This is a genomic window from Fictibacillus aquaticus (assembly GCF_002245695.1).
Lineage (GTDB): Bacteria > Bacillota > Bacilli > Bacillales > Fictibacillaceae > Fictibacillus > Fictibacillus aquaticus.
Window position 1 is genome coordinate 1 of sequence record NZ_NOII01000021.1, and the last position, 25,864, is coordinate 25,864.

The following is a 25,864-nucleotide window of genomic DNA, read 5'->3' on the forward strand; positions in this document are numbered from 1 at the left end:
TAATTTAATTCCTTACCTATGCTTTTGTTCAGTTTTCAAAGAACCTTTTTAACTGCTTTTTAAAGCAGCTCAACAATCATACCTCTTTTTTGAATCCGTGTCAACCACATTTTCAAAAAAATAATGGTGGGCCTAAATGGACTCGAACCATCGACCTCACGCTTATCAGGCGTGCGCTCTAACCAGCTGAGCTATAGGCCCGGTAAAAGAAATGGAGCGGGTGATGAGAATCGAACTCACGACCAGAGCTTGGAAGGCTCTTGTTTTACCATTAAACTACACCCGCAAAAATCATGGTCGGGAAGACAGGATTTGAACCTGCGACCCCCTGGTCCCAAACCAGGTGCTCTACCAAGCTGAGCCACTTCCCGTTATGGCGCGCCCTGAGAGATTCGAACTCCCGACCTTTTGATTCGTAGTCAAACACTCTATCCAGCTGAGCTAAGGGCGCACTATATTATTATGTTGGCGAAACACATCGGTTCGTCAAATTTAAGTGATAAGTATTTTGGTGCGGTCGAGAGGACTCGAACCTCCACGGGTATACACCCACTAGCCCCTCAAGCTAGCGCGTCTGCCATTCCGCCACGACCGCGCTGCAAAGTTTGCTGCGCATTGGTCTCGCACTAAAAACTTATATGGAAACAAAAAATGAATAATGGTGCGGGTGAAGGGACTCGAACCCCCACGTCAATGACACTAGATCCTAAGTCTAGCGCGTCTGCCAATTCCGCCACACCCGCATTATTCAAATTAAATGGTGAGCCATGAAGGACTCGAACCTTCGACCCTCTGATTAAAAGTCAGATGCTCTACCGACTGAGCTAATGGCTCATGCTATAATGTTCGTCGGATTAATCGGTGTATCCGTCGAGACAACTCGCCGTAATTCACAATGGCTTTTAAGAAAAAATGGCTGGGCTAGCAGGATTCGAACCTACGCGTGACGGAGTCAAAGTCCGTTGCCTTACCGCTTGGCTATAGCCCATCGTTGTTGTTTTAATTTTAAAAAATAAATGGCGGACCCGACCGGGGTCGAACCGGCGATCTCCTGCGTGACAGGCAGGCATGTTAACCACTACACCACGGATCCGCAATGATATGAAACTAAATTAAGTAAGTTGATGGTGACCCGTACGGGATTCGAACCCGTGTTACCGCCGTGAAAGGGCGGTGTCTTAACCGCTTGACCAACGGGCCATCTGGCAGAGAAGAAGGGATTCGAACCCTCGCACCGCGTTAGCGATCTACTCCCTTAGCAGGGGAGCCCCTTGAGCCACTTGGGTACTTCTCTGTAATATGGCTCCACAGGCAGGACTCGAACCTGCGACCGATCGGTTAACAGCCGATAGCTCTACCACTGAGCTACTGTGGAATGCTTTTAAAGACAATTAATATCTTAATACTTTAAGCTTCAGATGTCAACCTGTTTTTCACAGGTTTTTTTCTTGTTGTTATCGCGTGTTTTACGTAATGTCCAACAGCGACTTAATTAAATTATCACATATTGCATGCAGTAGTCAATAACTTATTCAGAAATTATATGAATTAGTTTTCCTCTGCATCTTCCGCACACATATTTAGCCGTGTTTACTCTTCTCTTGCGCTTGAACGACACATTACAGTCTGTGCATTTATAGAGATGTTTATAAGCTTCTTTTCGAATTGCGCCAGGCAACGACTGGCAGAACCTCGCGCCTCCAACCTCCTCCAGCAGCTGCCGGAATTCGGGGTCTCGATGCTTGTATCCCCTGCTTTCTATATGAAGGTGATAATGAACAAGCTCATGTTTGATGATGCTGACCAGCGCTTCTTCACCAAAGATCTCGTATTGCTTTGGATTGATCTCGATATCGTGGCTCCGCAGCAGATAGCGTCCGCCGGTCGTTTTTAAGCGGCTGTTAAACCGGGCGGTATGCCGAAACGGCTTATGAAAGAAGTCTCTAGAAATTGATTCTGTTAAAAGCTGCAGCTGCTGCTGATCCATGTTCACGCCACCTCAAGTTTTGGTTCACACTAACAAGCGTTCTTACATAAACTAAAACACAACATCAGACGGTTCGCAAGGAGGTCATTCGCATGCCTGTGTGGTTCAAACGTCAGCTTCGCCGTGCGTATTATCAGAAAGACCGCTACCAGATCCGCTTGTTAAACCAGTGCTGGTTTTTTTATAACAAAAAAAACACTGCCTTAAAGGAGAGTCAAAATCCTTAAAGAGGCAGTGCTTTATTTTTTAGCTATTTTTTTGCGGGTTAACCATCGTGAGTGCGATGCGTTCCTTTTTCAGATCAACTGAGTCGACCCAAACGGTTACGACCTGTCCTACACTTACCACTTCCATTGGATTTTTCACAAAACGTGTAGTGAGCTTAGAGATATGGACGAGCCCATCCTGCTTTACTCCGATATCGACGAACGCACCGAAGTCGACAACGTTACGGACAGTTCCTTGGAGTTCCATGCCAGATTTGAGATCTTCCATTTTCAATACATCTGTCTTCAAGACTGGTCCTTCGAGTTCATCACGCGGATCTCTTCCCGGACGCGATAACCCTTCAATAATATCCTTAAGCGTCGGCACGCCGATGTTCAGTTTTTCGGATACGTCATTTACAGACAACTGAGAAAGTTTTTCCTTAACAGTCTCGGTTCCGATTGTTTTAACGGACTCTCCGATTTCCTCCAGCACTCTTTTCGCGGCATCATAGCTCTCAGGATGGATGCCAGTCCCGTCTAGCGGCTGCTTGCCGCCTTGGATGCGGAGGAAGCCGATCGCCTGCTCATATGTTTTCGCACCTAGACGCGGGATTTTCTTCAATTCGCTGCGGCTGCTGAACTTTCCGATTTCATCACGCTGTTTAACGATGTTCTGGGCAACTGTTTTAGAAAGCCCTGATACATATTGCAGCAGTGATGCCGATGCAGTATTTACGTTAACGCCGACAAGGTTTACCGCTGTTTCAACGACAAACGTTACCTCTTCATTCAGGCGTTTTTGTGATACATCATGCTGATACTGGCCGACTCCGATTGATTTCGGATCGATTTTTACGAGCTCTGCAAGCGGGTCCTGAAGTCTTCTGGCGATTGAGATCGCGCTTCGTTCTTCTACTTGAAGATCAGGGAATTCTTCTCTTGCCACTGGCGACGCAGAGTACACGCTTGCTCCTGCTTCGTTTACGATGACATAAGCCACTTTGCTGTCGATGCTTTGAATCGTGTTGACGATAAACTGCTCGGTCTCGCGGGAAGCCGTTCCGTTCCCGATGGCGATCAGCTCGATTCCGTATTTTTCGATCAGCTGCTGGACAATTTTGGCCGACTTTTCAACCTCTGAACGTGGCGGGGTAGGATAAATCGTTTGAATGTGAAGAACCTTTCCTGTTTCGTCCACAACTCCAAGTTTGCAGCCTGTGCGGTAAGCCGGGTCAACTCCAAGGACCATCTTTCCTTTTAACGGAGCTTGCAGCAATAGGCTTTTAACGTTTTCAGAAAAAATGTGAATGGCTCGCTCTTCTGCTGTTTCGGTCAGCTCTGTTCGGATCTCACGCTCAATAGAAGGAGCAATCAGGCGTTTATACCCGTCCTCAATCGCTGCTTTTATGTATTGAGCCGATGGTGACTGAGGTTTCTTAATTAATTGGCGTAGCAATCTCGAGATAATATCCTCTTCAGGCGCTGTGACTGCTACCTTCAGAACATCCTCTCTTTCTCCCCTGTTCACAGCCAGCACGCGGTGAGGAACGATTTTGCTGACAGCTTCTTCGTACTCGTAGTACATTTCATATATTTTCTTTTCATCTTTGTCTGCGTTTTTGGTGGCGGATGTTTTTATTGCGCCTTTTTTAAATGTCAGCTCGCGAATCCATTTACGGGTTGCCGGCTCATCTGATACGGTTTCAGCGATAATGTCCATCGCCCCTTGAAGCGCCTCTTCTGCCGTCGAAACACCTTTATCCTGATTGATGTAAGCAGCCGCTTCTTTATTAACCGGGTCGCTTGTTAATTGAAGAAGCCACGACGCCAGCGGTTCAAGTCCTTTTTCTTTTGCTGCAGATGCCCTTGTCCTTCTTTTTTGCTTGTATGGGCGGTAGAGGTCTTCCACTTCCTGCAGTTTGGATGCTTTTAATATGTCATTGCGCAGTTCTTCTGTTAGTTTATCTTGTTCTTCTATAAGCCGGATGACTTCTGCTTTTCTGGATTTTAAATTTTCAAGGTACTGCCACCTGTCCATGACTGCCTTGATTTGTACTTCATCCAGGCCGCCTGTCAGCTCTTTTCTGTAGCGGGCAATAAACGGCACTGTGTTCCCTTCGTTTAAAAGCGCGATAACATTCTCGACCTGTTTTAGCTTTATTTCGAGTTCCTTTGCGATCACACTAGTTTCATTTCCCGCAGCAGCGGGTTTTCTTTCGGTCACCTGTTCCATTAATACGACAGCTCCCTTCTGATTCACCCTTTTATTATAGCTGTTTTTGTCACCTATGTTGCTTTTTTAAAGAATTCAGAGAAGAGGTTGATCTCCGTTTCAGGCGCACGCTTTCCGCGGGGCGTCCGGTGAGCCCCTTTGCCGCTGCGCGACCTAAAGGGTCTCACCTGGCCGCTCGTCCCGCAGGACAAGGAAGGCTTCGGCAGCCCTACATCGCACGAAGAAAATGTGAAGTTCATTTTCGAGGAGTCGGCGCCTTACACTCCGATCAACTTATCAAAGATGGATGCAGGATGAATATCGTATATTATGAAAGATTAGCCTGCCAAGCAATTCTACATGAATTAGCCGTTGAAGCTTAACTTACACCCTCGAAGCCCTTCCACTGAGTGAAAACCACGCAACAACAACCTTTTAGAAAAGGCACTTTCTTTACTTTACGACGAAAAGGACCTCCTGCCGGTTAAGGAGGAAGCCCTTTGCTTAAAAAGTTTCTATTTTTTTCTCCTCTTGCTCAGCTGTGCCGCTTCTCTCTTCATCGTCGGCGTCACTCATTTTCCGTTTTGCAGTCTGTCTGTATTTAAGATGGGAGGTATCATATTCCGCATACCCAAGAAAAATCCTAACAGCAGCGTAAAGAATGAGTATTGCGATCATAATCCAAAAGCCGGCGCCCATTTAGATGCCCCCTCTCTATTCATCTTATAGAGAGGGAAACAAAATTATTTCTTTAAGGAAACAAAAAAACGCAGAGACCTTTTAAATAAAAAAAGTCGCTGCGTTTTATTCAACTGGTTTTACTCTTCCTACAATACACGTTGCGTCATCAGCAGTATTTACCGGGAGCTGACTAATATAAAACAATGCATCCTCGGGGGATACCATGCGCGAGAGAATGTTGCGGCTCTGCGTATGAATCTCCATTCCGTCAGAGTACAGCATAAAAGCAGCTTCACCGTGATAAGAAAATTGCTGAATCTTGAATTTTTGCGGCTTGCCTGCTAGAAATCCAAGCGTAGAAAGGGGATGAACCACCTTTTCATCTCTCGGGGCTAGCATAAAGCGGATATTTCCGACACTCGCATAACTGACGGTCTCTGCTGCATAATCAAATTTAACAATCGCTAAGACTGCACCGCGCGTCTGCTTTAGAACCGTATTGCAGCGTTCCATAAGGTCGCTGATTTCCTCAGAGTGATACTCTTCTACTATATTCATCGCTGCCTTGGATGCATCTTTAGCCAATGAGCCGCTGCCTAGTCCATCTGCTAGTGCACAGATGAAATATTGCGGTGTTTCAAGAAAGAAAAAACTATCTCCGCAAAGATCGTTTCCGCCTTTAGGCACCTGAAAAGCCGACACTTTGACCTTGTTGAAGCTATGGTGTTCGATCATTTCAAAGCCTCCGAAGGGGAAACCCGGATCGCTTCACGCAGCTTTTCGAGAGCACGTCTCTGCAGACGTGAAACGTGCATTTGCGAAATATCTAGACGTTCGCCCGTTTCCTTCTGGCTCAAGTTTTCAAAATACGTGCATTGCAGAATTTCTTTTTCTCTATCGGTTAATACTTCAAATGCTTTTTGCAGCAGCATCTGCTTGTCCACTTGATCGAATCCGCCGTCATCTGAACCAACGAGATCCAGCAGTGTGACTGTGCTGCCTTCCTGATCTGCCTCGATCGTGCTGTCCACAGATAGAGCCTGGTAGCTTTTGCCCATCTCCATCGTTTCCAGCACTTCTTCCTCCGTGACCTCGAGATAATCAGCGATCTCATAGATTTTCGGAGAACGCTGCAGGCTCGTTGTCAATTCCTCTACTGCCCGCTTAATTCGAGGTCCGAGTTCTTTAATGCGGCGCGGCACATGCACGCTCCACGTTTTATCGCGGATAAACCGTTTGATTTCGCCGACAATCGTTGGGACAGCAAACGATTCAAATGAACGGCCGAACGTTTTGTCATAACGGCGGATTGCCGCCAAGAGTCCAATCATTCCAACCTGAACTAAATCATCGTGAATAATTTTGCCTTTTGAAAATTTCCTAGCCAATGAATGAACAAGATCTCCGTATTGATGAACGAGATGTGTCTGCAATTCCTCGTTAGTTGGATCAATCTGGAGTTCATCAATCCATTCATAAATTTGTTCTTTACTGTGAAGATGCTGGCGAGGTCCGGTCGACATTTTCCTCCACCTCATCTCTGTGAAGATACTTCGTCATCATGACCATGACGCCTGCTTCACCACTGATTTCTACCTTATCCATAAGTGTTTCAATCAGGAAGAGGCCCAAACCTCCTTCGGTTAGCTGTTCAACCGGCTTACCGTCAACAGGGCCGAGGTTTTCTGTCACCTTGTTATAATCAAAACTTTTTCCTTGGTCAACGACTGTAACTTCCAATCTGTCGTCATGAAGATTGCAGCCAATGCGGATCTGGCCTAATTCTGCATCGCTGTAAGCATGGTTAACAACATTCGTACAAGCTTCAGAAACAGCAATCTTAATATCCTCTATTTCATCGAAAGCAAAACCCATTCGGTTTGCGATTCCTGAGATCGTCAGGCGCACAACTCCGACAAAGTCTGGTTTTGCTGGTACGGTCATTTCCAAATAGTCAGAGGCTGTATTCATTTGGCCTCCCCCTTTACCTCATTCTCGATGTCCATTACTTCCGTAAGGCCGGTAATTTCAAAAATGCGGCGGACCCTTTCGGTCATGCCTCGAAGCTTCATAGAACTGTTGTTAGCTTTTGTAGATTTCAAAGCGCCAACAAAGATTCCAAGCCCCGTGCTATCCATATATTCAATCCCGGACAGATCAATAATAATTTCCTGTCCTTCTTTTTCTGTTAACGGAACAAGCACTTCTTTTAATTTGGGAGCCGTATATGCGTCTACTTCTCCAGCTAGTTTTAATGAATGAGTTTGTTCGATAGTGTGATGGTTAATTTGCAAATTCATTATTTTCCCCCCAGGGTTAAATTTAAAACGGATAAAATACAATACCCTTGTTTTGAATGTGCTAAACCACTCTTTTTAAAACAATTAGCGTAAAATCGTCTCTCAGCTCGAATTCCTGAAGCTTTTCAAGTTCTTCAAACACAGATTGAACGAGTTCCTGCGCCGGACGATCCATATGTTTGCGGATGAGAGCGACAATTTCGTCTCTTTCTATAAAGCCTTTGCTAGTCCGGCACTCCGTCACACCGTCTGAAAGGAGAATGATCATGTCTCCGATCTCAATCGCTTTCTCGTAAGGCTGGTAAGTCGCCGTACGAGATACACCAAGAACGATCCCTTTAGCAATCATGTCTTCAAAGCGGTCTTCAGATGCACGATAGATAAAACCTGGTTCGTGTCCAGCGCCTGCATATGAGAACGTATGGTTGTCCGGATTATATAATCCATGCAGCATCGTAATAAACATGTTCGGGTGAACGTTCTGCTCTACTACATGATTCAGATTTTCAAGAAGCAAGTGCGGCTTCTGCTGCTGCTGAGGCAGGCTGTCCATCGCGTATTTGATCATGGACATGCAAAGAGCAGCAGGGATACCTTTACCGATGATATCTGCCACCGCTACACTCAGCGCGTTACCGTCTTTAACGAAATTGAAGTAGTCGCCGTTCATTTTCTTAGCCGGGACGCTGATCACGCCAATATCGAGGCAGTCTACTTCAGGCACATCGCTAAGCAGCAATGTCTGCTGCATGCTTGCGGCAACCTCAATTTCTGATTCGAGCTGCTGCTGCTTATCCCTTAAGGACTGATGCTCACGGTATGCAAAACCGTAGCCGATCATCACTTCCAGAAGAAAGTCGAATGAATCCCTCATATCCTCGTCCATATCCGGGAAAAGGTCATGCATCACCTGAATATGAAGAGAAATGACATCCTCAGGTGAAATCTGCTGCTCGATAAGCTTTCGGCTGAACTGCTGCCCTTTGTAAAGAGCGGTTTCCGACTTGCCTTTTATATAAGTTGTTATTAAATCTTGATAGCGATCAATTATTGCGTCTTTGCCAGTCAAGCAGTTTCCTCCTATCGGAGCCATTTCGTTGCGTTTATTTCTGTTCCTACATCCACTGTGGATTCAATCGAAAACTCGTCCATCAGCCTTTTCACACCAGGAAGTCCTGCCCCAAGTCCTCCAGAAGTCGTATATCCATCTTCCATGACTCTACGGATATCCCTTATTCCAGGTCCGCTGTCCAGGGCTATAATCTTCAGACCCTTTTTACCTAGCTGATCAATCGGCTGAATACAAATTTTCCCGTTTCCCGCGTACAAGTAGATGTTTCGTGCTAGTTCAGAAATGGCAGTAGTGATTCTTGCTTGGTCGACATTTCCGAAACCAAGCTCTTTCGCCATATTTCTTCCTAATTGTCTGGCGCTTACGATGTCCCATTCATTGCGCACTTCTACACAGGATTGGATGTCCATGATCATCCCTCCAGTTCCAGACGCAATTTATCAAGCCCCTGTTCCAAATCAAGAGCTGTTGGGACCTCCCTCATGGAGATACCTAAATCAATCAGAGTGATTGCAACCGCAGGCTGTATTCCAGTAAGCACAACCTGTGCGCCCATTAGTTTTGACATGCGTACTACATCGCCAAGTACCTTCGCGATGAATGAATCAATCATATCTACAGACGTTAAGTCTATTACAACGCCTTTTGCTCCAGTGTCATGAATTTTACTGAGCAAGTCTTCTTGAAATTGAAGGGCGGTCTGGTCATCCAGCTCTACCTGAATCGTTATAAGCAGATATTCATGCAATTTCAAAATAGGAATTCTCATCTTCTACACTCCCTATTCAATCTTCTTTGCGGACAATTTCTTGGCTAGTGATTTCAAGTGCACGCTCCATGCCTTTCTGCAGCGTGCTCTTGGTCGGGAACGCTGTCAGATCAATGCCGAGGCTTACGATTGTCTGAGCAATTTCAGGTCTTATCCCTACCAGTATGCAGGTTGACCCGAGCAGCCTGACAGCATCTGCTGCCTGGATAATATGATGCGCGACCATCGTATCCACTACAGGAACCCCTGTTATATCAATTAAAACAACTTCTGAACGATACTTGATCACGCCGTCCAAAAGGTTTTCCATAATAAGCTTTGCGCGTTCTGTATCGATCGTGCCGATAAGAGGCATAACACTGACCTGCTGAAACACGGGAATGAGAGGCGCCGTCAGCTCAAGGAGGGCACTTTTCTGAATAGAAATGGTCTTTTCCCAAATCTGAGCTGAATTTTCAACAACTCTGTTTAAAATCGGGTCAAGCCATCTATCGATATCATTGTAAAGCTCTATCGCTTTTTCCTTATCAATGCTCCCATCATCCAGAAGCACGTCCAATATAACGCGCCGCATTCCCTGCAGTCCTTGTGTCATATAATTAACAGGAAGGCCTGTCTGCAGCAGCTGGTCAAAAAAGCGTTCAATGCTGCCATCCTGCGAGATGTCGTTATATGAAATGTGCTTCAAGAGCAGCCGGAAGAACTCTTCATTTGTATCCCTAAGCATATTAGGTGTCGCCGCGAATTTTACGTGACCCGTAATATCAGTTTTTTCAAGTTCTATGAGCCATTTCTTGAGCAGGACATCCTGGTTCTTTGTTAGGACGTTGACTATTAATGAATCCATGTCGCCTGCACCTCCGTGTTTCAAATAATACTTTCATTATTTCATTTATGATTTTTTTGTGCAATGAAAAGCTGTTTCCAATTTATTGGAGATTCATGTAAGGCTTCGTTGCTACTAAAGAATTCTAAGAAGAAGTTGATCTCCGTTTCAGGCGCACGCTTTCCGCGGGGCAGTCGGTGAGCCCCTTTGCCGCTACGCGTCCTAAAGGGTCTCACCTGACCGCTTGTCCCGCAGGATAAGGAAGGCAACGCAGCAAGACATCGCACGAAGAAAATGTGATTTCCATTTTCGAGGAGTCGGCGCCTTACACTCCGATCAACTTTATCAATGATGGATTCAAGACGATCAAACTAAATACGAATGAAAAAAAAGCAGAGTGAAAAATGAAGCGGAGAATGTTAGACAGTGAAAACTTACCTCACCAGCTTCGAAGAATCTTCTTTATATAAGAAAGCACTCTTCAATGAAACATTTTAAAATAATAACACCATTGATTACCCGTCTACCAAACCTTATAAACCTAAATCCGTGAACTTTCTATAAAAAAACTGCCTGACATATTTATCAGGCAGCAAATGTAAAGTTATTGAGTTTTAAAAGTCAACAAGCCCTAGGCTGATTTGAAGCGCTTCGTCGACCCGCTTCATCATACCTTCGTCAAGATGGGTAATCTTATCCGTGAGGCGCTGTTTGTCAATGGTCCGAATCTGTTCAAGCAAGATGACAGAATCTCTCTCAAATCCATACTTTTTCGCATCAATTTCAACATGAGTCGGAAGTTTTGCTTTTTGGATCTGAGCAGTAATCGCCGCTACAATGACAGTAGGGCTGAACCTGTTTCCGATATCATTCTGTATAATCAGAACAGGTCTGATCCCTCCCTGCTCTGAGCCGACCACGGGAGAAAGATCTGCAAAGTATACGTCTCCGCGTTTGACAATCAACGGTTACACCCCGCTAACTAAGCGGTCCAAGGTATGATCAGCTTCCTCCTCTAAAAGAAAGGCCTCCGATGCAATCTTAAGGTTAATCTTCGCCATTTCCATATAACCCTGTCTCATCTCATCACGAAACTGTCTTTTGTTCTTCTTTTCTCGAAGATACATTTCAGTAGCTTGATGGATAAATTCGCTGCGGTCCAAATTTTCTTTCTGTATAACACGGTCTACCTCACTAAGCAATTGTTGAGGGAGACTAACCACAATTCTCTTCAGGTTTAATTCGGACACACCCTACACCTCCAGCGCAAAGCTAATATACGAACGATCATGTTCCTTTTCACCACATATAATCTTATCACTGCAAAACACCTATTGCAAAGTGATTTTCAGAGTATAACTTCTTCAATAAAAAGAATAGTCCTGCTAATATTCTGCTAAAAATTTAAAATTACATTCATATTTTCTAAAATTCGACCATTTTCTTTGAAAGTTCTTGGCACTCTTGAAGAAATTAAGCAAGGAATTTCATAGTTGATCGTCCCTGCAAGCTTTGCCAGGTCATCGATCGAAATCTTTTCATCGTCCTGCTGGCCGACTAGTGTCACGAGTGTGCCGACTTCCATCTCATGAGGAAGTCTAACCATGCATTGATCCATGCAGATCCTGCCTACAATGGGCACTTTTCTGCCGTTTATGATAGCCTCTGCGCCTGGAGAGAAACGGCGCATCCAGCCATCTGCATAGCCGATTGGAAGCGTGCCGATCCATTCCTCTTCTTCCGCCTGATATGTGGCGCCGTAGCTGACTGTATCGCCTCGATTGATTTTCTTCACATGAATCAGCCTCGTATACAGGCTGAAAGCTTCTTTCAGCTGAAAAGGAAGAACAGGGAGAAGCTCATTAGAAGGAGTGAGTCCGTACATTGAAATTCCTATTCTCGCAACATTAAAAAGTTCTTCCGGAGCCATCAAGGAGGCTGCACTGTTCCCGCAATGAATGACAGGAGGGCAAATCTCCAGCTGCTTAAGCTCTTGAACAAGCTCTTTGAAAACAGCAAGCTGCTGTTTGAAAAGTGAGGAATCCAGTTCATCCGCTGTTGCAAAGTGGGTGAATAAGCCTGTGACTTTAAAGCAGCCATCCTTACCCGCTTCTTTTATAAGCTCAGCCGTTTCACCCTTAGATTTGGTTCCGACACGTCCCATCCCCGTATCTGTCTTAACATGAAGAGACAATGTCAGACCTTCTTCGATTTCTGCTGCCGCCTCTGCCAGCCATTCTTTATGAAACACCGTCACAGCCAAGCCCAATTTAGCCGCCAGGTTAGCATATTCAGGTCTAATCCGATTCATGATTAAAATCGGTGCTTCGATTCCCTGCCTTCTGAGTGCGATCGCCTCATCAAGTGTCGCAACACCAAGCTCCTGTGCGCCTGCTTCTAATGCAGCCTGTGCCGTTTGGAAAGCTCCATGGCCATAGCCATTCGCCTTTACGATTGCCATGATTCCAGTCTCAGCCGGCAAATGTTTTTTAAACGAAGTGATGTTTTCTTTTATACTTCCAAGATCAATTTCTGCCCATGTATCTCTGTAAAAGTGCCCGCCGTCCAAAAAAACTCCTCCTGTCTCGTTGTCTGCCATGATGTCCAATTGTGAGCGTTTTCTAAACCTTATTGTATAGCAACAGGCAAGGAGATTAAAGTGTGACATTGCGGGGGTACGGTACCATTTCGTTAAACAATGCGCCATAGAGCAAGCAGTGTGAAATGGTACCGTACCCCAGCCCAGATAAAACCCAAACAAAAAAGGAGTAGCTACTCATAGCCGCTCCCTCATTTTATTCTTTACTTCACACTCTGACCGTTTACCGACCTGGCGATTGATATCATTTCTTCTTGTTTAAGTGTGCTTGAAGCGAGGAAGTAGTCAATTCCTTTATCGTTCCAGGAAATCGAGTTGTCCGTCATCGCACCGACTGTAAAACCTAGATCCACAGGTTCACCATTCGTCAGCGTCAGCCTTGTCGTCTGGATAGCCGTTGTTTTCTGCTGAATGAGGGTGAACGATTTTCCGTTCTTTTCATCAGCATAGTTCAGTACAACTTTAGAGCCGTCCTCGATTCCGACTTCACGTTCATTGGCGATCTCCATGCCGTCCGGCGTATATGTCGGGTACATCACTTCAAAGTCTGCCCCGTCCTCAACAGCCATGACTGGTGTTTTCATCTGTGCACCGGACATATTTTTCTCCATATCGAACGCACTCTTATCAAATTTAGCGTTAAACTCCACGTTGCTGAACTCCAGCTTCACGAGTTCCTTCTGATCTTTATCCATCACTCTGACCATCTTAGGCTCCAGATCATCGTTCAGCGTGATTTCCTGCTGATACAGGTTTTTGTTCTGATAGTTTGTTTTTGTGTTGAAGACATAGTTATCATTCTTTTCTTTAAATCCTCTGTCAGAATCGTTCAGAATATCGGCTGCGAGAGACTCGAACAAGTATACCTGGCTGTTATTTTCCGGCCAATCGCTCTGGAAACGGAAACTTTTGTTCAGCGCAGGCGTAAGAACAAATACACCTTCCTTATTTCTTAAAATCATCTGGCTTTGATCTTTGGCTGTGTTTTTCAGGCTCACACGATAAAAATAAGGCTCTTTATGCCAGATCTCGATATCATAAGTAATCGGCTTTTCGCCTGTGTTCAGCGTCATTTTTGCGTCTGCTTTATACCCTGTCATCTTATCCATCTTTTCGCCTAAGGAATCAACAACATCTTCTTGACTCCTTGATCCGCAGGCTGCCAGCATAAATACCATCAACAATGCCATCAGTGACAATGACAAAGTTTTTTTCATTCTCCCATCCCCTTTGTCCCGTTTGTTTTGACAAAGAAGGGCTTAGAATCGAACAGCCCCTCTACCGCAATACAATATATGAGACAAGTGTGGACAATATGCAGACTAGCTTGACAGGCTTTCGATAATCACCTGTGCTGCGGCAAATTCCTTTGAGTGTGATATTGACAGATGGCTAGAATACGGATAATTCGAAGTAATGACTGGCTTGCCCTTTTCATCCGGCATAATTTTAATGTCATGCCAGGAAAGCTCAATGCCGATTCCAGTACCGAGAGCTTTGGCGAAAGCTTCCTTTGCCGCAAACCGGCCAGCCAGAAACTCGATTCTCCTTCTTTGCTCAAGTGTCTTATACCGTGCCATTTCTTCTTCACATAAAATTCGTTCAGCGAAACGCGGCTGCCGCTTTAAGACAGCATCAATCCGGGAAATTTCTATTATATCGATACCAGTTCCAATTATCATGATTTGCCTCCAAGGCTGTATAATGAAAATAAAGATGGTGACAGGGTATACCTGCCTGTCCCTATAAATGAGGTGTGCCATGTTTGTCCGAGATGAATCGTTCAAAACCTTTATTCAGCGTTACCCCGTCGTTACCTTTCTAGTCGCACTGCAGATTGCTGTTTATCTGCTCATAAATTTTGCTCCGTTCGGCCGTTCTTTGTACGTATGGTTTGCCGGTTCCAACTACTTTATTGAAACAGGTGAATACTGGAGGCTTGTTACCCCCATCATTACTCATGTTTCGTTCAGCCACGTACTGTTCAACTCGTTTTCTATGGTTCTTTTCGCTCCTGCGCTGGAAATTATACTTGGCAAAGTGCGTTTCTTCGCTGCTTATCTCTTGTCAGGCGTTTTGGCCAACGTGGCGACGTTCTGGCTTATGCCGCTTGATTATGTGCATATCGGCGCATCCGGATCTATTTTTGGTTTGTTCGGCATCTATGTTTATATTCTATATAACCGCCGTGAATATTTAAACCGCTCGAACCGGCAAATATTGCTCACGGTTCTTGTCTTGAGCTTGATCATGACCTTTATGGATGACAGAATTAACATAGCCGGCCACTTATTCGGACTAATTGCTGGAGCCGCACTCGGTCCAATTCTTGTTCGATCTCCAAGAGCACGTAAATGAAAAAGCGCAGCCTATAAGGCCGCGCTTTTCTTGTTGGCATTTTTGACAACATCTTTTAAGGAAGTATCAAAATATGCCTCGAGGTCAAATCCAAGCCTGTTCATTGTTTGGGCATGTACAGGCTTTATTCCTGCTATTCGAATACTGATGCTGTTCATACACATTAGAATATTGAAAAGCTCAGTGAACTTGCTGATTCCGTCTTCCAAAATGTCTCCAACACCCGAAAAGTCGAACAGCACTTCATCATAGTCGCCTTCGTAAGCCTGCTGAATTACATTCGAGGTGATCGCGATCATCTTCTCTCCATTCAAATCACCGAAAAGCGGAACAAGAGCGATTCGATCAGTAATGCCGATAAAAGGACCAGAGAGGATGTTCATCCGATTAAGAGCCTTTTCGAGCATTTCCTTCTTTTCATAAAGCTCAAAATTCGTGCTTGATAAACGCTGCTGCAGAGATGAAAGCTGATTAACAATTCTCACACTGCCGCTGTCTTTTGGCATTGCAACGAGATGGCCGATATGATCATGATCCCAAGATAAATGTACATCATACAGTGCGAATGGACTGTCAAACGTTTTAAAATTCAGTTCAAAGCATTTTTTATCTAAAGATGGTATTGAATTTTTCAAGAGCTTTTGAACACTTTCTTCATCCAGCAGTGAAGCTACGTTCATTTTTTCAAAAGAAAAAATCTTTCTTGCTTCATCTGAATAGTTCAGGATGTTTCCATATTCATCGATCTTTATATAAGGAACCGGCAGATATTTTTCATTATATGGCATTAACCTTCTCTCCCAACTGATACTGACCAAGCCAATTGCCAATAGTAGTAATATCGTTCATGATCAAAGTATTCTCGCTGCAATAAGGACGAAGGTCATATTTACCCGCAAGACGTCCGCCAACAATTATAAGTGGTTTATGAGGCAGGCTCTCGAGTTCCATGACATATTCCTTTAATTTAGGGAGATGATATACGATGGACACTGACAGCGCAATGACACTTGGCTTCCATTCCACTGCGGTGCTTACCGCATATTCAAGCGGCAGGTTAGATCCAAAATATTTTGTTGCCCAGTCGTTTTCTTCAAACAAACGGTTGATCATTTTCAATCCAAGGTAATGCTGCTCACCTTCGAGACAAAGCAGCATCGCTTTTTTCGTTACTTTTTCACCCTTAACATAACCTGGAAAAACTTGCGAAAGAACCATATCGCATACTGCAGTGGCGAGATGTTCATCTGCAACGTTAATCTCGCTGTTTTCCCAAAGCTCCCCTATATAATTCATTGCTGGAGTGAAGAGACTTGAGAAAACCTCCAGACTAGTTGAGTCTCGCTGGCATTCACGCACAATGCGAAGAGCTTCGTCTATATTTCCTTCCAAGAAAAAGCCTGCTAATTCCCTTGAGTTCTGGTTCACCAGTTACCCTCTCCCTTTTTCTGCAGCTGTTAAGGCACTTTCCTGCAAAGATTGAACGGCTGATGCCAGGTAATTCCGTAAATCGTTTGTTGCTTCGTATTCCTTATATTCCCGTTCTAGAAGGTCATCAATCAGTTTGAAATTTTCAATGAGCAGCTCCTCTGTCATGCCGTACTTTGACAGGATGCCGTTCAGCCATAAAGCATATTCTGTGAAAAACTGCCCGTTTTGAAGCTCATAAGCAGTCTGGAGATGCTTAAAGTGATGCTCGTTGTCTTCAATGCATTTTCTTCTGCCTTTATCGCCGTACCGGTCCATCAGTGTCGGATCATTTTCATACATGACTTCCGTTACGGAAATCGCTAATTCTTCTATTGGCAGCTTTTTCATCGTGCCACCACTTTATATTGAGATACAGTCGGTATGACTGCAGCAAGTTCTTGATCTGGATATTTCTTTTCTAAGTCGTGAATTTTTTTAAATTCTTCGCTTCGTACCCATTTCAGATAGCTTTCTTTGGATTGAAAAGTAAGCTGGACAGTCAGTTCACCCGGTCTTTTATCATTTTGCAATAAAAGAAAGTCAATAAAGCCCTCTGCATCATCAACCTTGCGCGAGCGATTTTTATAAATGTTCACCACTTCTTCGGATTTCTCATCTGGGACGAGAAACGTAGAATGGACCATGTACATACATCCACCTTCTTTCACGAGTATTTCGTATATTCCACAAAACTATCAATCTTCCTTCTGCTTCCATCCATTATGACATACTTGTTATGAAAAAAAAGTTTTCCGCTCTCTGGATGGGCTATTTCATTGAGGGAATGGATGGAAAATCATGCTTGTTGCAGTTAAAAAGATATCCATGAAGAATTCAGAGAAGTAGTTGATCTCCGTTTCAGGCGCACGCTTTCCGCGGGGCAGGCGGTGAGCCACTCGCCGCTACGCGCCATTGAGTGTCTCACCTGACCGCTTGTCCCGCAGGAGTCGGCGCCTTACACTCCGATCAACTTTAACAATGATGGATTCAAGATGATTAAGCGATAGTGGTGAAAAATAAGCCAAATCATTTTCAGAGGAAAACCGCTGAACTTTCTTACAAAACAAATCATTCAAGAGCAAGTGGAAATCAAGGGACTCGCACATGAATATTCATGCGGAGCCTTGTTTTTTGCCTTAATATATAGAAAAAGGAGCATACCTCCTCGACATTCCGAGTTAGTTTGACCCTTTATTGTGGTTTGTTTCTATTAATTTTTCATGAAAACATGTCGTGATTGGAGCGGAAGGGTGCGAGACTCCTCGAAAATGAAAATCGCATTTTCTTCGTGCGAGGTCTTGCTGCCGAAGCCTTCCTTGTCCTGCGGGACGAGCGGGAAGGTGAGACCCTTTAGGTCGCGTAGCGGCAAAGGGGCTCACCGCACGCCCCGCGGAAATCACCGCACCAAACTTGTTATTTGTGTCCCTACTGAAATGGGATGTTTTAGTAGAGATCAAACATATTCACTTCATGGCCGGTCTGTTTCAGGTATGTGAAGAGCTGGGCTCTATGGTGGTAGGCGTGTGTGACGATTTCTGTGAGCCACTTGATCTGTGTGTGCGGCTTTTCTGCATAGAAGGCTTTTGATTCTTTTGTCAAGAAGTCTTCGTCGTTCAGGGAGTTAAAGTATGACTTTAAAAGGTGGTAACCCTCTTCCATCACAAGCTTAAGGTCACGGACTGTATCTGAGCTTAAGCGCGCCTCAAGTTCCCTGACTTCGCTTTCTGACTTTTCCTGAAGAATAGCAAGGTCGATCTGCGGAATCTGTACAAGATGATTAGCCAGCTCCATGAACGTCCTCATGCCTTCTGCCGGCTGATAGCTGTATACTTCAGGGTTCGCTTTTTCCAATAAAGCATGTGTTGTTCTGACAGCTATATAGAATTCATCCAACAAAGTATCACGAAGGCTCACAACTGCGTTTGTCATTGTCATTCCTCCTAAAGGGTTTGACTATTTGTTCGGCAAAAGAAACAGTAATCCTTTTTAGCTGTGAACAGCCTCTGTGAGTTCTTTTATCCTCTGATTGTTCGTCTCATAAACAACAAGCATCTCACTGTACGCCTCTTTAAAGACTTCAACGAGCTCTGGGTCATACATAAGACCTTTATTGCGCTCGATCTCCATTTTCCCATCCCAAGGTGTCATAGCTGTACGATAGGCGCGGCAGCTCGTCATAGCATCGAACGAATCTGCCACAGCGAGAATACGGCTGTAAAGCGGAATGTCTGCGCCAGCTAGCCCATAAGGATATCCTTTTCCATCATAGCGCTCATGGTGATGCATGATGCCGTTCAATACCCTTTGAGAAAACCCAAGCGATTTTGCCAGCTGCATACCGTCCCGCGGATGGCGCTTCATCACGTCATACTCTTGCTGCGTCAGCTTTCCTTCCTTTAAAAGCACCGCATCAGGCGTAGAGATTTTTCCGATATCATGCAGTACGCCAGTGAGCTCAAGTTCAGCCAAATCTATTGATTCCTTCATATGTTTTGCCAGAATAAGAGAATACTGTGCAACACGCCTTGAATGACCTTGTGTATAAACGTCTTTCGCCTCAACAGCTATCGAGAATGCTTTGATTCCCTGCTGTATCGCTTCTTTTTCTGCAATATTCCGCTCAACTCTGTTCTGTACAATAGCTAGCAGCAGAATAAAAATGATATAGATCGAAACGAACATCCATCGGTCATCTGCCGGATTATCTGATATCACTAAGTATCCGATCATACCGCTGACACATGCTGCCCAATATACCTTTTTGTCGTTCATGAGCAATGCCGCGACAGGCAAAAAGAAGTAGGCAGATTCCACGACCGGCAGTTCAATAAAATAATAAGATAAGCACACGATATAAAGACTATTAAACATAAATACGTATTTTGTAGCAGAAGGCCATAGTTCATTGAGAATAAATGCTGGAATGAAACCGATTGTGAAAAGTAAAATAAAAGGATAATAGTTATCCACTGGCTGGACAAACACATGGTTCAATGTCTGGGTTATTGCACTGATCATGATAAAAGTCTGTGCAATAATAAGATTACGTTTCATAAGTCACCATCAATTGTCGAATAATGTAATTTAATACTATTATATCCTATTAGTTTAATTTTCCATATCTAAAATTTCCTCATAATTATTCCCAGTACTCTACAGCTGTCATCCTAAACTTTTCATCCAGCCTCTTCTTAAGCTTAATGGCCAGCTTTAAGTTCTGCCCATGCCGGGTTCATACTGCGCTTTATCCCTGTTTGGTCCCTTTAAAAAATCCGCTGTATTTAATTTATTCGCATCGCCGTGATTCTGCTGAAAAGGAAAAAAATACAGCACACTTACCATCAGCAGCAGAAAAACTAAAACGACCATTACCTTGAGTTTATTTTCTTCTGACATTTTATTCACCTTCATTTCTACGCTTGTTAATAAAGAGAATTCGCCTGACTATATGTCTTTAAGTCAGGCGAATTTCTTAAACCGGAAAAGGGCTAACCTGAAGTCAGCCCTTTCTAAAAAAACCGATCATCGCAAATGCGAAAATCGGCTTTTGGGTTTCCTATTTATTTGCCTACATACGGATAGCGGGAATAACGGCTGGCGCTCTCTCTCAAAGCACGGGCCCTGCGGCGTCCGTTTCTCATTCTTTTAATCACAAGCAGTGACATGAGCAGCAGGAATCCGCCATAACCGAAGACCAGTACTTTAACGGCATGACCGCTAAAGGTCGACTCTTTTACTTCTTCAGTTGTTTTCTCAGCATGCTCGATGGCTTTCTTCTTTAACTTTTCTGGATCATAAAGCAATTCAGCGGCCAGTTTTTCCCCTGCTGCTGATTGAAGAACAAGTTCACCATCCTCAGTGACAGACTGCACCGGTGTTTCTCCTTTAGGAAGTGTAACGGTTAAATCTTTATTTAGAGGGTAGCTTTTTCCGTCCGCTGCTTCAATTTCTGTACCCTTTGTAACAGTCTGCCGCTCAAAATTCGCAAAGGTATAATCACCAAGGCTCATTGTATCCCAATATGCCGCTCTCTTAGAGGGAGCTTTCATCACGACCATAATAATGTCCATTCCGTTGCGCGTGACACTCGTGACAAGTGTATGCTTTGATTCATCCACATATCCGTTCTTAACGCCAGTCGTTCCTTCGTAATCCCAAAGCAAACGATGGTGATTCTGCAGGGTCGTCTCCCATTCTTTGCCTTTCCAATCCAGCTGCTTCGTACCAACAATTTGGCGGAATTCCTCCAGCTCCATGGCACGCTGAGTGATTTTGGCCATATCTTCTGCAGTTGTATAATGGTTTTCATCAAAAAGTCCGTTCGGGTTCACAAAGTTAGTCTGTACAGCTCCCGCTTCTTTCGCAAACTCATTCATTTGCCCGGCAAACGTTTCCACATCACCTGCTAAAAATTCTGCGATCGCGATGGCAGCGTCGTTCCCTGAATTAACCATAAGTCCTTGCACAAGCTGTCTTAAAGGCATCTGCTCGCCTTCAACTAGGTATACTCTTGTTCCTTCAGCAAAAGTAGCGTCTTTGCTGATCGTCACCATCTCATCCATCTTGCCTGATTGGACAGCGATTGCTCCTGTTACAATTTTCGTGATAGAGGCCGGATACATCTGTCTGCTTTTGTTTTTATCAAATAAAACATTGCCTGTCTTTCCGTCAATAACAACTGCGGTTTCACTTTCAATTTTCGGTGCATTGCTATTCTCTTCAGCAAAAGCACGCTGCTCGATCGGCAGACAGAGGACAGCAAGGCTCAGCAGCAGAAATAAGATGTTCTTTTTCATTCCGGACACTCCCAATATAATATTCTTCTAAAGTTTTCGCACTGTATGTATCGGTCATATTGGTCGAATTCTTACGTTTCTTTAACAAACATTACAAACCAATTAAGAAAGCGGCATAAGCCTGTTTCGGAGTCCTTTTACGGGAACTGCTGTACGCCTTTCTTACCAATAAAAAAATCAGGCTTTTTGCCTATTCGACAAATTCTGCCTGATTCCTTTTAGCATATGAAAATATTTTTAATCAAAATGTTTTCTTCTCTTTTTTCCTTGCAGCAGATCCCCTGTCCAGCCTTTCATGCGCAGCCAGACATAGACACCGATTGTAGAACCGCCAATCAATAGCATGGCATAAAGATAACCGAGCTTCCATTTTAGTTCAGGCATGTTCTCAAAATTCATTCCCCAAATTGCGCCGAATCCCATCATTGGTGTGAAGATAACTGTAAACACGGTCAGCGTCTTCATGATTTCATTGCCTCGGTGAGAAGAGAGCACTTCCTCTAAATTAAGCAATGTATCGATGTCCATTCGATAGTTTCTTACAAGTGTGAGTGTCCGGTCAATTCTTGTATGCGTCCTCTTATAAGCATCTGTTTCAGTTACTTTTTCAAGAAACGCTTCCTTAGCCGCCAGTCTCGTATCTTCAACCGCAATCGCCAGGTCGCTCCAGTTGATCAGTTCAATACGGCGGTCATAAATCTGGTTCAGCAGGTTTGTATGATTGTTTTTCTGCACATCGCTTTGAAGCTCTTTTAACTTTGTTTCCAGTTCATCAACACCATCAAGAAAATGATTTAGTACTTCCCCAAGCAGAACAAAGAATCCCTCGGGAGCCGTTTCCACTTGCTCCATTAAGCACGCGAGCTGTTCTTTTGTCGTTCGCACAAATGAATTGAGGTCGAGGTTTACCGTAATCAAAAGTTTTTCTGTCACATAAAAGTGAACCACTTTATATTCATCCTGATCTTCCGGATTCTGTGTATAGATCAGCGAACCCCTTAAAATATAGTTTCCGCTGCTGTCCTGATCAATTTGAAGGTAATTCGTTTTCTGGCTGGCCGCATGCTCGGCCCATTTTGAACAACCTTCGTTATTAGCGGTCAATTCTCTAAGCTGTTTACTGTCACAGTCACCCTTTAAATCGTGCCATGTCCAGTTGTGGGGCATTGTGTGCCTCATAGTGTCTCCTCCTAATACCGTGCTTTTAGAAATGAAAATCGTTTATTTTATGTTCTCTCATCCACTTAAGGGCATTTTGCATAAGCTTCTGCTCCGCTTCAGGATGGGTACTGACGGCATGCCGGAAAACGATTTGCCCCTTGTTCTCCGAAGGAAGCAGCTTAGCGATCAGCGCACCGCATAGCTGTTCATTTTCCACGGCAACAAACAGCCCGATATCTTCACGGCCGCTGTAAAAATCCAGATGTTTACCTGTCTGCTTTTTAATTTCGCCTTCAAGCGGGGTCAGCAATTCATGGTCCCCTCTTCCTGCTTTTCGGAACTCCATACCATCCCTCCATCGTCTATTCCGATTTTCCCCCTAAAACGGTATTCCTAAACGGCATGGTCTCTTGCTTCACCTAATAGTTGCAAAAGAAGCTCTTTATCTTCTGGAAAGGAGAGAGATAGCTTGCAAAGTTCAGCCGCATCCACCCATCTTATTTCATATATCAACTCATCGGGATCTTGTATAACAGGAACACCTGAAAGCACTCGGCCCTTGTAGTAATGAACTTCAACAGGTACGCCGAACGTAATGCCTCTTTTCACGTGCAGCTTTTCGGTAAGCTCTACTGCGTACCCGGTTTCTTCAAACACTTCCCGGATGCAGCATTGTTCGATTGTTTCATAGCTTTCAAGACCGCCAGATGGGATCGTCCACTTTTTATCTTCGTCTTTTTTCCCTTGAAGCACCATTAGCAGCTTGCTGTCCTGAATACATATACACGCCGCTCCTACCCACGTTTCCATACTGACTCCCCCTTTTATAAACACTTCAAAAAGTGCAAAAAAAAATCCTGCATCGTGTAGATGAAGGATTTGTCTGTTATATGACTTTTCTGCTTTCAACGATTTTACGGTTGCTGTGATCCCATGTGAAAAGTGTGTTTGAGTCAGGCTGTATGAGTGAAAGCGACTGGCCTGTACATTCCACCACTTGTGAGTGAGGAATCGTATGCTCCTTCTGCTCGCCTGTCTCTATGTTCAAATAAACAATTTTCTCGCTCTTTCCTGTTGCAAGATCGAGCTCATAAATCATGATTTCGTCCCCAACTTGATAAATCGTTCTAGGCGAGATGGAAAGCTTATGTTCGCTCACCAGTTTGCCTTTGCAGTTGAGTACCATAATCTTTTTCGGATCTCCTGACAGCACTGGCGCACAGGATATATGAATGCGTCCGTTAACACACAGAATGTCAGTCGGTGCGAAGTTACTTCCTAGATTCACACGCTTTTTCTTTCCGTCAGCAATAATATATAGTACAGCTTGGTTTTCTTCCGCAATATAAGTAGAGATAAAGAGATTGTCGCCTTCCATCTCCACTTCCCAAAGAAATCCGTTCACTTTCCATTCTTTTATCAGCTCAGGCTCATTTTTACTAAATACAAGAACCGAGCCTTTTGACCCATCTCCTTCACAGGCAACAACCACACATGAGTCGAATTCATAAAAATTCGGCTGACCCTGGATCGGATGTGACTTCAAAACGCCTTTATGATGGTCAAAAATAAACAATTTATATGATAGGCTTCCTTCTTCGCTTTGTTTTGCGAACCAGTAGTTCTTATGGCTGTCCATGAGGATCTCAGAAAACAATTCCTGTTCATCAGCATTTTTTACTACACTTCCGGCATTTGCAGGAATTTGCGAGGCATATACCAAACCCGTTTTGTCTGCAGCTCTCGATGATAGTTTATACATTTTGGCCATATTACTCTCCTCCTTATTTTTACAGCCGGTACCGCCAAAGTCAGGCGGCTCTTGCTTATCACAAATTATAAAAATAGTGTAATTCTAGCAAAAACTCTATATTTTCTGTTATATTTATCTTAACAAACATACCGAGTAATCTGTATTGGGAAAAGTGGTAGAAATGGACCTTGCTCAGGATGTGTCTACCATGACAATTTTCCCAAGTTAGGAAAGGGGGATTTTATGGTCGGTCAACGAATAAGATATTACAGGAAAGTTAAAGGGCTTACACAGGAAGAATTGGCCCAAGGCATTTGCTCTGTTTCCTACTTAAGTAAAATTGAGAAAGGAGACGCCAAGTCCAGTGATGAAGTCATTAACCTTCTCTGCGACCGGTTAGGAATATCCCCCAACGAAGCCAACAACGACGAAATACTCGAGATGCTTGATGAGTGGAATATGATGATGGTGAACAAGAGGTTCGATGAAGCTGGAGAGTTTCAGAAGACCGTTCAGGAAAAGATGCAGGGTGTGAGTGATCCGAATATCTTGCTGAGGTATGAGTTGTTTAATTGTAGATGCATTATGGTTTGTTATGACAACTTTGATGAGGCATTTCTACTACTTCAGAAAATAAATGGACTTATCCCTAAAGATAATTTATTTGATTTGCAATTTTATTACAATCAATTTTTGGGGATGTGTTTCTCTACTAAGTATCAGCCTCAAAACGCTTTAAAACATTATAAGTTAGCAGAAGAATATCATCAAAAAAGTAATTTAAGGGACATCGAGGCTGCCGTAATCTATTTTCAATTAGCTATTACTTATAATGAACTTTCAAAAGTATCTATAGTTAATTTTTATGCCTACAAAGCAATTACAATTTTTGATAAAGAATATAATTATAGTCGTAGTGCGGATTGCCAAATAATTTTAGCTATTGCAAATAGAAGAGTAAGAAACTATGAACAGGCAATTTATCATTTAGACCAAGCTTTAAAATATGCTAAAACATTTAAGGATGATAATACTGAAGGAATTATTTATCATAACTTAGGGAATATAGCCGCTACAAAAAACGAGCATTCAAAGGCAATAAAGTATTTGCTAAAGAGTGTAGAACTTAGACAACACCAATCACCTGATAATGTTATGAACACACTCTGGTTACTTAGTAAAGAGTATTTTTATATAAATAATTTAGAAGAATCTATAAAATGGATTGAAAAAGGAATACAACATGTTGAAAATTCTATTAACCCTTCATTTTTCCACCATTTCAGTATTCTGAACTATCAAATACATGATAATAAGTCCGGATTAGAAGAATTTTTAAGAAAAGAAGCAATACCATTCTTTGAAAATCAAGATCAATTTGAACATATTTCAACTTACAGTGAGCTATTAGCAGATTTATATTTTGATCAATCACTATATAAAAAAGCTAGTCTTTATTACCGATTAGCTAATAATGCCCGAAAAAATATTTTTTGAAAGGAGGGGATGAAAAATGCGTAAAAAACTTTTAGGTCTATTAGTTGTAGCAGGAATCCTATCTGTCGTTTCATTTACTTCTTCAGATATTGCTACTGATTCAACACCTGGAATAAAATCTGTAAAGCTTTCTTAAGAAAAAGCTCTCCCAAGTTAGGAGAGCTTTTTTATTTT

Annotated in this window: 32 protein-coding genes and 12 tRNA genes; 4 read left to right on the forward strand and 40 right to left on the reverse strand. The window is 43.5% G+C overall.

What is annotated here, in order from left to right; translation table 11 throughout:
- Positions 1 to 124: 124 nt before the first annotated feature.
- The 13 genes from CGZ90_RS18025 to CGZ90_RS18085 all read right to left on the reverse strand — a co-directional run bounded on the left by CGZ90_RS18025 (position 125) and on the right by CGZ90_RS18085 (position 1,987).
- Positions 125 to 201, reverse strand: a tRNA-Ile gene (locus CGZ90_RS18025).
- 11 nt (positions 202 to 212) lie between these two features.
- Positions 213 to 286: transfer RNA gene (locus CGZ90_RS18030), tRNA-Gly, on the reverse strand.
- A gap of 8 nt (positions 287 to 294) precedes the next feature.
- Positions 295 to 371 (reverse strand) — tRNA-Pro (locus CGZ90_RS18035).
- A 3-nt stretch (positions 372 to 374) separates the two neighbouring features.
- Positions 375 to 451, reverse strand: a tRNA-Arg gene (locus CGZ90_RS18040).
- A gap of 58 nt (positions 452 to 509) precedes the next feature.
- Positions 510 to 595, reverse strand: a tRNA-Leu gene (locus tag CGZ90_RS18045).
- A 64-nt stretch (positions 596 to 659) separates the two neighbouring features.
- Positions 660 to 743 (reverse strand) — tRNA-Leu (locus CGZ90_RS18050).
- Between the two features lie 15 nt (positions 744 to 758).
- Positions 759 to 834, reverse strand: a tRNA-Lys gene (locus tag CGZ90_RS18055).
- Positions 835 to 913: 79 nt separating this feature from the next.
- Positions 914 to 988, reverse strand: a tRNA-Gln gene (locus tag CGZ90_RS18060).
- Positions 989 to 1,017: 29 nt separating this feature from the next.
- Positions 1,018 to 1,093 (reverse strand) — tRNA-Asp (locus tag CGZ90_RS18065).
- Between the two features lie 32 nt (positions 1,094 to 1,125).
- Positions 1,126 to 1,200: transfer RNA gene (locus CGZ90_RS18070), tRNA-Glu, on the reverse strand.
- A gap of 3 nt (positions 1,201 to 1,203) precedes the next feature.
- A tRNA-Ser gene (locus CGZ90_RS18075) sits at positions 1,204 to 1,294 on the reverse strand.
- 6 nt (positions 1,295 to 1,300) lie between these two features.
- Positions 1,301 to 1,375 (reverse strand) — tRNA-Asn (locus CGZ90_RS18080).
- Between the two features lie 153 nt (positions 1,376 to 1,528).
- The gene (locus tag CGZ90_RS18085; RefSeq protein WP_094253928.1) at positions 1,529 to 1,987 is read right to left on the reverse strand and encodes a SprT family protein; all 459 of its coding nucleotides are present in this window, start codon (positions 1,985 to 1,987) and stop codon (positions 1,529 to 1,531) included.
- 92 nt (positions 1,988 to 2,079) lie between these two features.
- Here CGZ90_RS18085 and cmpA point away from each other — a divergent pair, with 92 nt between their 5' ends.
- Complete coding sequence (gene cmpA / locus CGZ90_RS18090; protein WP_094253929.1) at positions 2,080 to 2,214, forward strand: cortex morphogenetic protein CmpA; 135 nt, start codon at positions 2,080 to 2,082, stop codon at positions 2,212 to 2,214.
- 19 nt (positions 2,215 to 2,233) lie between these two features.
- Here cmpA and CGZ90_RS18095 read toward each other — a convergent pair whose 3' ends face one another.
- Positions 2,234 to 4,429: a Tex family protein gene (locus tag CGZ90_RS18095; protein WP_094253930.1), complete on the reverse strand. Its 2,196-nt coding sequence runs from the start codon at positions 4,427 to 4,429 to the stop codon at positions 2,234 to 2,236.
- A 138-nt stretch (positions 4,430 to 4,567) separates the two neighbouring features.
- Between CGZ90_RS18095 and CGZ90_RS20840 the strand changes: the two genes are divergently transcribed.
- Entirely contained in the window at positions 4,568 to 4,726 is a 159-nt protein-coding gene (locus tag CGZ90_RS20840) for a hypothetical protein (protein ID WP_165766907.1), read from the forward strand.
- 186 nt (positions 4,727 to 4,912) lie between these two features.
- Here the strand turns inward: CGZ90_RS20840 and CGZ90_RS18100 are convergent, their stop codons facing one another.
- The 14 genes from CGZ90_RS18100 to acpS form a co-directional block, all read right to left on the reverse strand.
- Entirely contained in the window at positions 4,913 to 5,107 is a 195-nt protein-coding gene (locus CGZ90_RS18100) for a hypothetical protein (protein ID WP_094253931.1), read from the reverse strand.
- A 105-nt stretch (positions 5,108 to 5,212) separates the two neighbouring features.
- Positions 5,213 to 5,824 carry a PP2C family serine/threonine-protein phosphatase gene (locus CGZ90_RS18105; RefSeq protein ID WP_094253932.1) on the reverse strand — a complete coding sequence of 204 codons (612 nt, stop codon included), beginning with the start codon at positions 5,822 to 5,824 and terminating at the stop codon, positions 5,213 to 5,215.
- Positions 5,821 to 6,612 carry an RNA polymerase sigma factor SigB gene (sigB, locus tag CGZ90_RS18110; protein WP_094253933.1) on the reverse strand — a complete coding sequence of 264 codons (792 nt, stop codon included), beginning with the start codon at positions 6,610 to 6,612 and terminating at the stop codon, positions 5,821 to 5,823. Before sigB ends, CGZ90_RS18105 begins: the two co-directional genes overlap by 4 nt.
- Positions 6,578 to 7,060 carry an anti-sigma B factor RsbW gene (gene rsbW / locus CGZ90_RS18115; protein ID WP_094253934.1) on the reverse strand — a complete coding sequence of 161 codons (483 nt, stop codon included), beginning with the start codon at positions 7,058 to 7,060 and terminating at the stop codon, positions 6,578 to 6,580. Before rsbW ends, sigB begins: the two co-directional genes overlap by 35 nt.
- Positions 7,057 to 7,389 (reverse strand): STAS domain-containing protein, encoded by a 333-nt coding sequence (locus CGZ90_RS18120; RefSeq protein WP_094253935.1) that lies wholly within the window; start codon positions 7,387 to 7,389, stop codon positions 7,057 to 7,059. The genes rsbW and CGZ90_RS18120 overlap by 4 nt, the downstream gene beginning before the upstream one ends.
- A 61-nt stretch (positions 7,390 to 7,450) precedes the next feature.
- Positions 7,451 to 8,458 (reverse strand): PP2C family protein-serine/threonine phosphatase, encoded by a 1,008-nt coding sequence (locus CGZ90_RS18125; RefSeq protein WP_094253936.1) that lies wholly within the window; start codon positions 8,456 to 8,458, stop codon positions 7,451 to 7,453.
- 11 nt (positions 8,459 to 8,469) lie between these two features.
- A complete protein-coding gene (locus tag CGZ90_RS18130) occupies positions 8,470 to 8,871 on the reverse strand; it encodes an anti-sigma regulatory factor (protein ID WP_094253937.1) in 402 nt (133 codons plus the stop codon).
- A 2-nt stretch (positions 8,872 to 8,873) separates the two neighbouring features.
- On the reverse strand, positions 8,874 to 9,230 hold the full coding sequence (locus CGZ90_RS18135) for an STAS domain-containing protein (RefSeq protein ID WP_094253938.1): 357 nt from the start codon (positions 9,228 to 9,230) through the stop codon (positions 8,874 to 8,876).
- A gap of 16 nt (positions 9,231 to 9,246) precedes the next feature.
- On the reverse strand, positions 9,247 to 10,077 hold the full coding sequence (locus CGZ90_RS18140; RefSeq protein ID WP_094253939.1) for an STAS domain-containing protein: 831 nt from the start codon (positions 10,075 to 10,077) through the stop codon (positions 9,247 to 9,249).
- 593 nt (positions 10,078 to 10,670) lie between these two features.
- The gene (gene ndoA / locus CGZ90_RS18145; protein ID WP_094253940.1) at positions 10,671 to 11,021 is read right to left on the reverse strand and encodes a type II toxin-antitoxin system endoribonuclease NdoA; all 351 of its coding nucleotides are present in this window, start codon (positions 11,019 to 11,021) and stop codon (positions 10,671 to 10,673) included.
- A 3-nt stretch (positions 11,022 to 11,024) separates the two neighbouring features.
- A complete protein-coding gene (locus CGZ90_RS18150) occupies positions 11,025 to 11,306 on the reverse strand; it encodes a CopG family ribbon-helix-helix protein (RefSeq protein WP_094253941.1) in 282 nt (93 codons plus the stop codon).
- Between the two features lie 146 nt (positions 11,307 to 11,452).
- Entirely contained in the window at positions 11,453 to 12,625 is a 1,173-nt protein-coding gene (alr, locus tag CGZ90_RS18155) for an alanine racemase (protein WP_240515478.1), read from the reverse strand.
- A 233-nt stretch (positions 12,626 to 12,858) separates the two neighbouring features.
- The gene (locus CGZ90_RS18160; protein ID WP_094253942.1) at positions 12,859 to 13,872 is read right to left on the reverse strand and encodes an outer membrane lipoprotein-sorting protein; all 1,014 of its coding nucleotides are present in this window, start codon (positions 13,870 to 13,872) and stop codon (positions 12,859 to 12,861) included.
- A 105-nt stretch (positions 13,873 to 13,977) separates the two neighbouring features.
- Positions 13,978 to 14,337 (reverse strand): holo-ACP synthase, encoded by a 360-nt coding sequence (acpS, locus tag CGZ90_RS18165; RefSeq protein WP_094253943.1) that lies wholly within the window; start codon positions 14,335 to 14,337, stop codon positions 13,978 to 13,980.
- Between the two features lie 79 nt (positions 14,338 to 14,416).
- Here acpS and CGZ90_RS18170 point away from each other — a divergent pair, with 79 nt between their 5' ends.
- Positions 14,417 to 15,013, forward strand: coding sequence for a rhomboid family intramembrane serine protease (locus CGZ90_RS18170; RefSeq protein WP_094253944.1), 597 nt, complete (start codon positions 14,417 to 14,419; stop codon positions 15,011 to 15,013).
- A gap of 11 nt (positions 15,014 to 15,024) precedes the next feature.
- On the opposite strand, the gene CGZ90_RS18175 is transcribed toward CGZ90_RS18170, so the two are convergent.
- The 12 genes from CGZ90_RS18175 to CGZ90_RS18230 form a co-directional block, all read right to left on the reverse strand.
- Positions 15,025 to 15,801 (reverse strand): STAS domain-containing protein, encoded by a 777-nt coding sequence (locus tag CGZ90_RS18175; RefSeq protein WP_094253945.1) that lies wholly within the window; start codon positions 15,799 to 15,801, stop codon positions 15,025 to 15,027.
- Positions 15,791 to 16,441 (reverse strand): cobalamin B12-binding domain-containing protein, encoded by a 651-nt coding sequence (locus tag CGZ90_RS18180; protein WP_240515479.1) that lies wholly within the window; start codon positions 16,439 to 16,441, stop codon positions 15,791 to 15,793. Before CGZ90_RS18180 ends, CGZ90_RS18175 begins: the two co-directional genes overlap by 11 nt.
- 3 nt (positions 16,442 to 16,444) lie before the next feature.
- Positions 16,445 to 16,831 carry a hypothetical protein gene (locus CGZ90_RS18185; RefSeq protein WP_094253947.1) on the reverse strand — a complete coding sequence of 129 codons (387 nt, stop codon included), beginning with the start codon at positions 16,829 to 16,831 and terminating at the stop codon, positions 16,445 to 16,447.
- Positions 16,828 to 17,133: an antibiotic biosynthesis monooxygenase family protein gene (locus CGZ90_RS18190; RefSeq protein ID WP_094253948.1), complete on the reverse strand. Its 306-nt coding sequence runs from the start codon at positions 17,131 to 17,133 to the stop codon at positions 16,828 to 16,830. Before CGZ90_RS18190 ends, CGZ90_RS18185 begins: the two co-directional genes overlap by 4 nt.
- A gap of 793 nt (positions 17,134 to 17,926) precedes the next feature.
- Complete coding sequence (locus CGZ90_RS18195) at positions 17,927 to 18,412, reverse strand: DinB family protein (RefSeq protein ID WP_240515480.1); 486 nt, start codon at positions 18,410 to 18,412, stop codon at positions 17,927 to 17,929.
- 57 nt (positions 18,413 to 18,469) lie between these two features.
- Entirely contained in the window at positions 18,470 to 19,537 is a 1,068-nt protein-coding gene (locus tag CGZ90_RS18200) for an HD-GYP domain-containing protein (RefSeq protein WP_094253950.1), read from the reverse strand.
- 156 nt (positions 19,538 to 19,693) lie between these two features.
- Positions 19,694 to 19,879 carry a hypothetical protein gene (locus CGZ90_RS18205; protein WP_094253951.1) on the reverse strand — a complete coding sequence of 62 codons (186 nt, stop codon included), beginning with the start codon at positions 19,877 to 19,879 and terminating at the stop codon, positions 19,694 to 19,696.
- A 164-nt stretch (positions 19,880 to 20,043) separates the two neighbouring features.
- Positions 20,044 to 21,279 carry a D-alanyl-D-alanine carboxypeptidase family protein gene (locus CGZ90_RS18210; protein WP_094253952.1) on the reverse strand — a complete coding sequence of 412 codons (1,236 nt, stop codon included), beginning with the start codon at positions 21,277 to 21,279 and terminating at the stop codon, positions 20,044 to 20,046.
- 237 nt (positions 21,280 to 21,516) lie between these two features.
- Entirely contained in the window at positions 21,517 to 22,458 is a 942-nt protein-coding gene (locus tag CGZ90_RS18215) for a magnesium transporter CorA family protein (RefSeq protein ID WP_094253953.1), read from the reverse strand.
- A gap of 25 nt (positions 22,459 to 22,483) precedes the next feature.
- Positions 22,484 to 22,786, reverse strand: coding sequence for a hypothetical protein (locus CGZ90_RS18220; RefSeq protein WP_094253954.1), 303 nt, complete (start codon positions 22,784 to 22,786; stop codon positions 22,484 to 22,486).
- Between the two features lie 47 nt (positions 22,787 to 22,833).
- Positions 22,834 to 23,250 carry an NUDIX hydrolase gene (locus tag CGZ90_RS18225; RefSeq protein WP_094253955.1) on the reverse strand — a complete coding sequence of 139 codons (417 nt, stop codon included), beginning with the start codon at positions 23,248 to 23,250 and terminating at the stop codon, positions 22,834 to 22,836.
- 76 nt (positions 23,251 to 23,326) lie between these two features.
- Positions 23,327 to 24,211, reverse strand: coding sequence for a hypothetical protein (locus tag CGZ90_RS18230; protein WP_094253956.1), 885 nt, complete (start codon positions 24,209 to 24,211; stop codon positions 23,327 to 23,329).
- Positions 24,212 to 24,436: 225 nt separating this feature from the next.
- Here CGZ90_RS18230 and CGZ90_RS18235 point away from each other — a divergent pair, with 225 nt between their 5' ends.
- Positions 24,437 to 25,690, forward strand: coding sequence for a helix-turn-helix domain-containing protein (locus CGZ90_RS18235; RefSeq protein WP_094253957.1), 1,254 nt, complete (start codon positions 24,437 to 24,439; stop codon positions 25,688 to 25,690).
- Positions 25,691 to 25,864 lie beyond the last annotated feature (174 nt).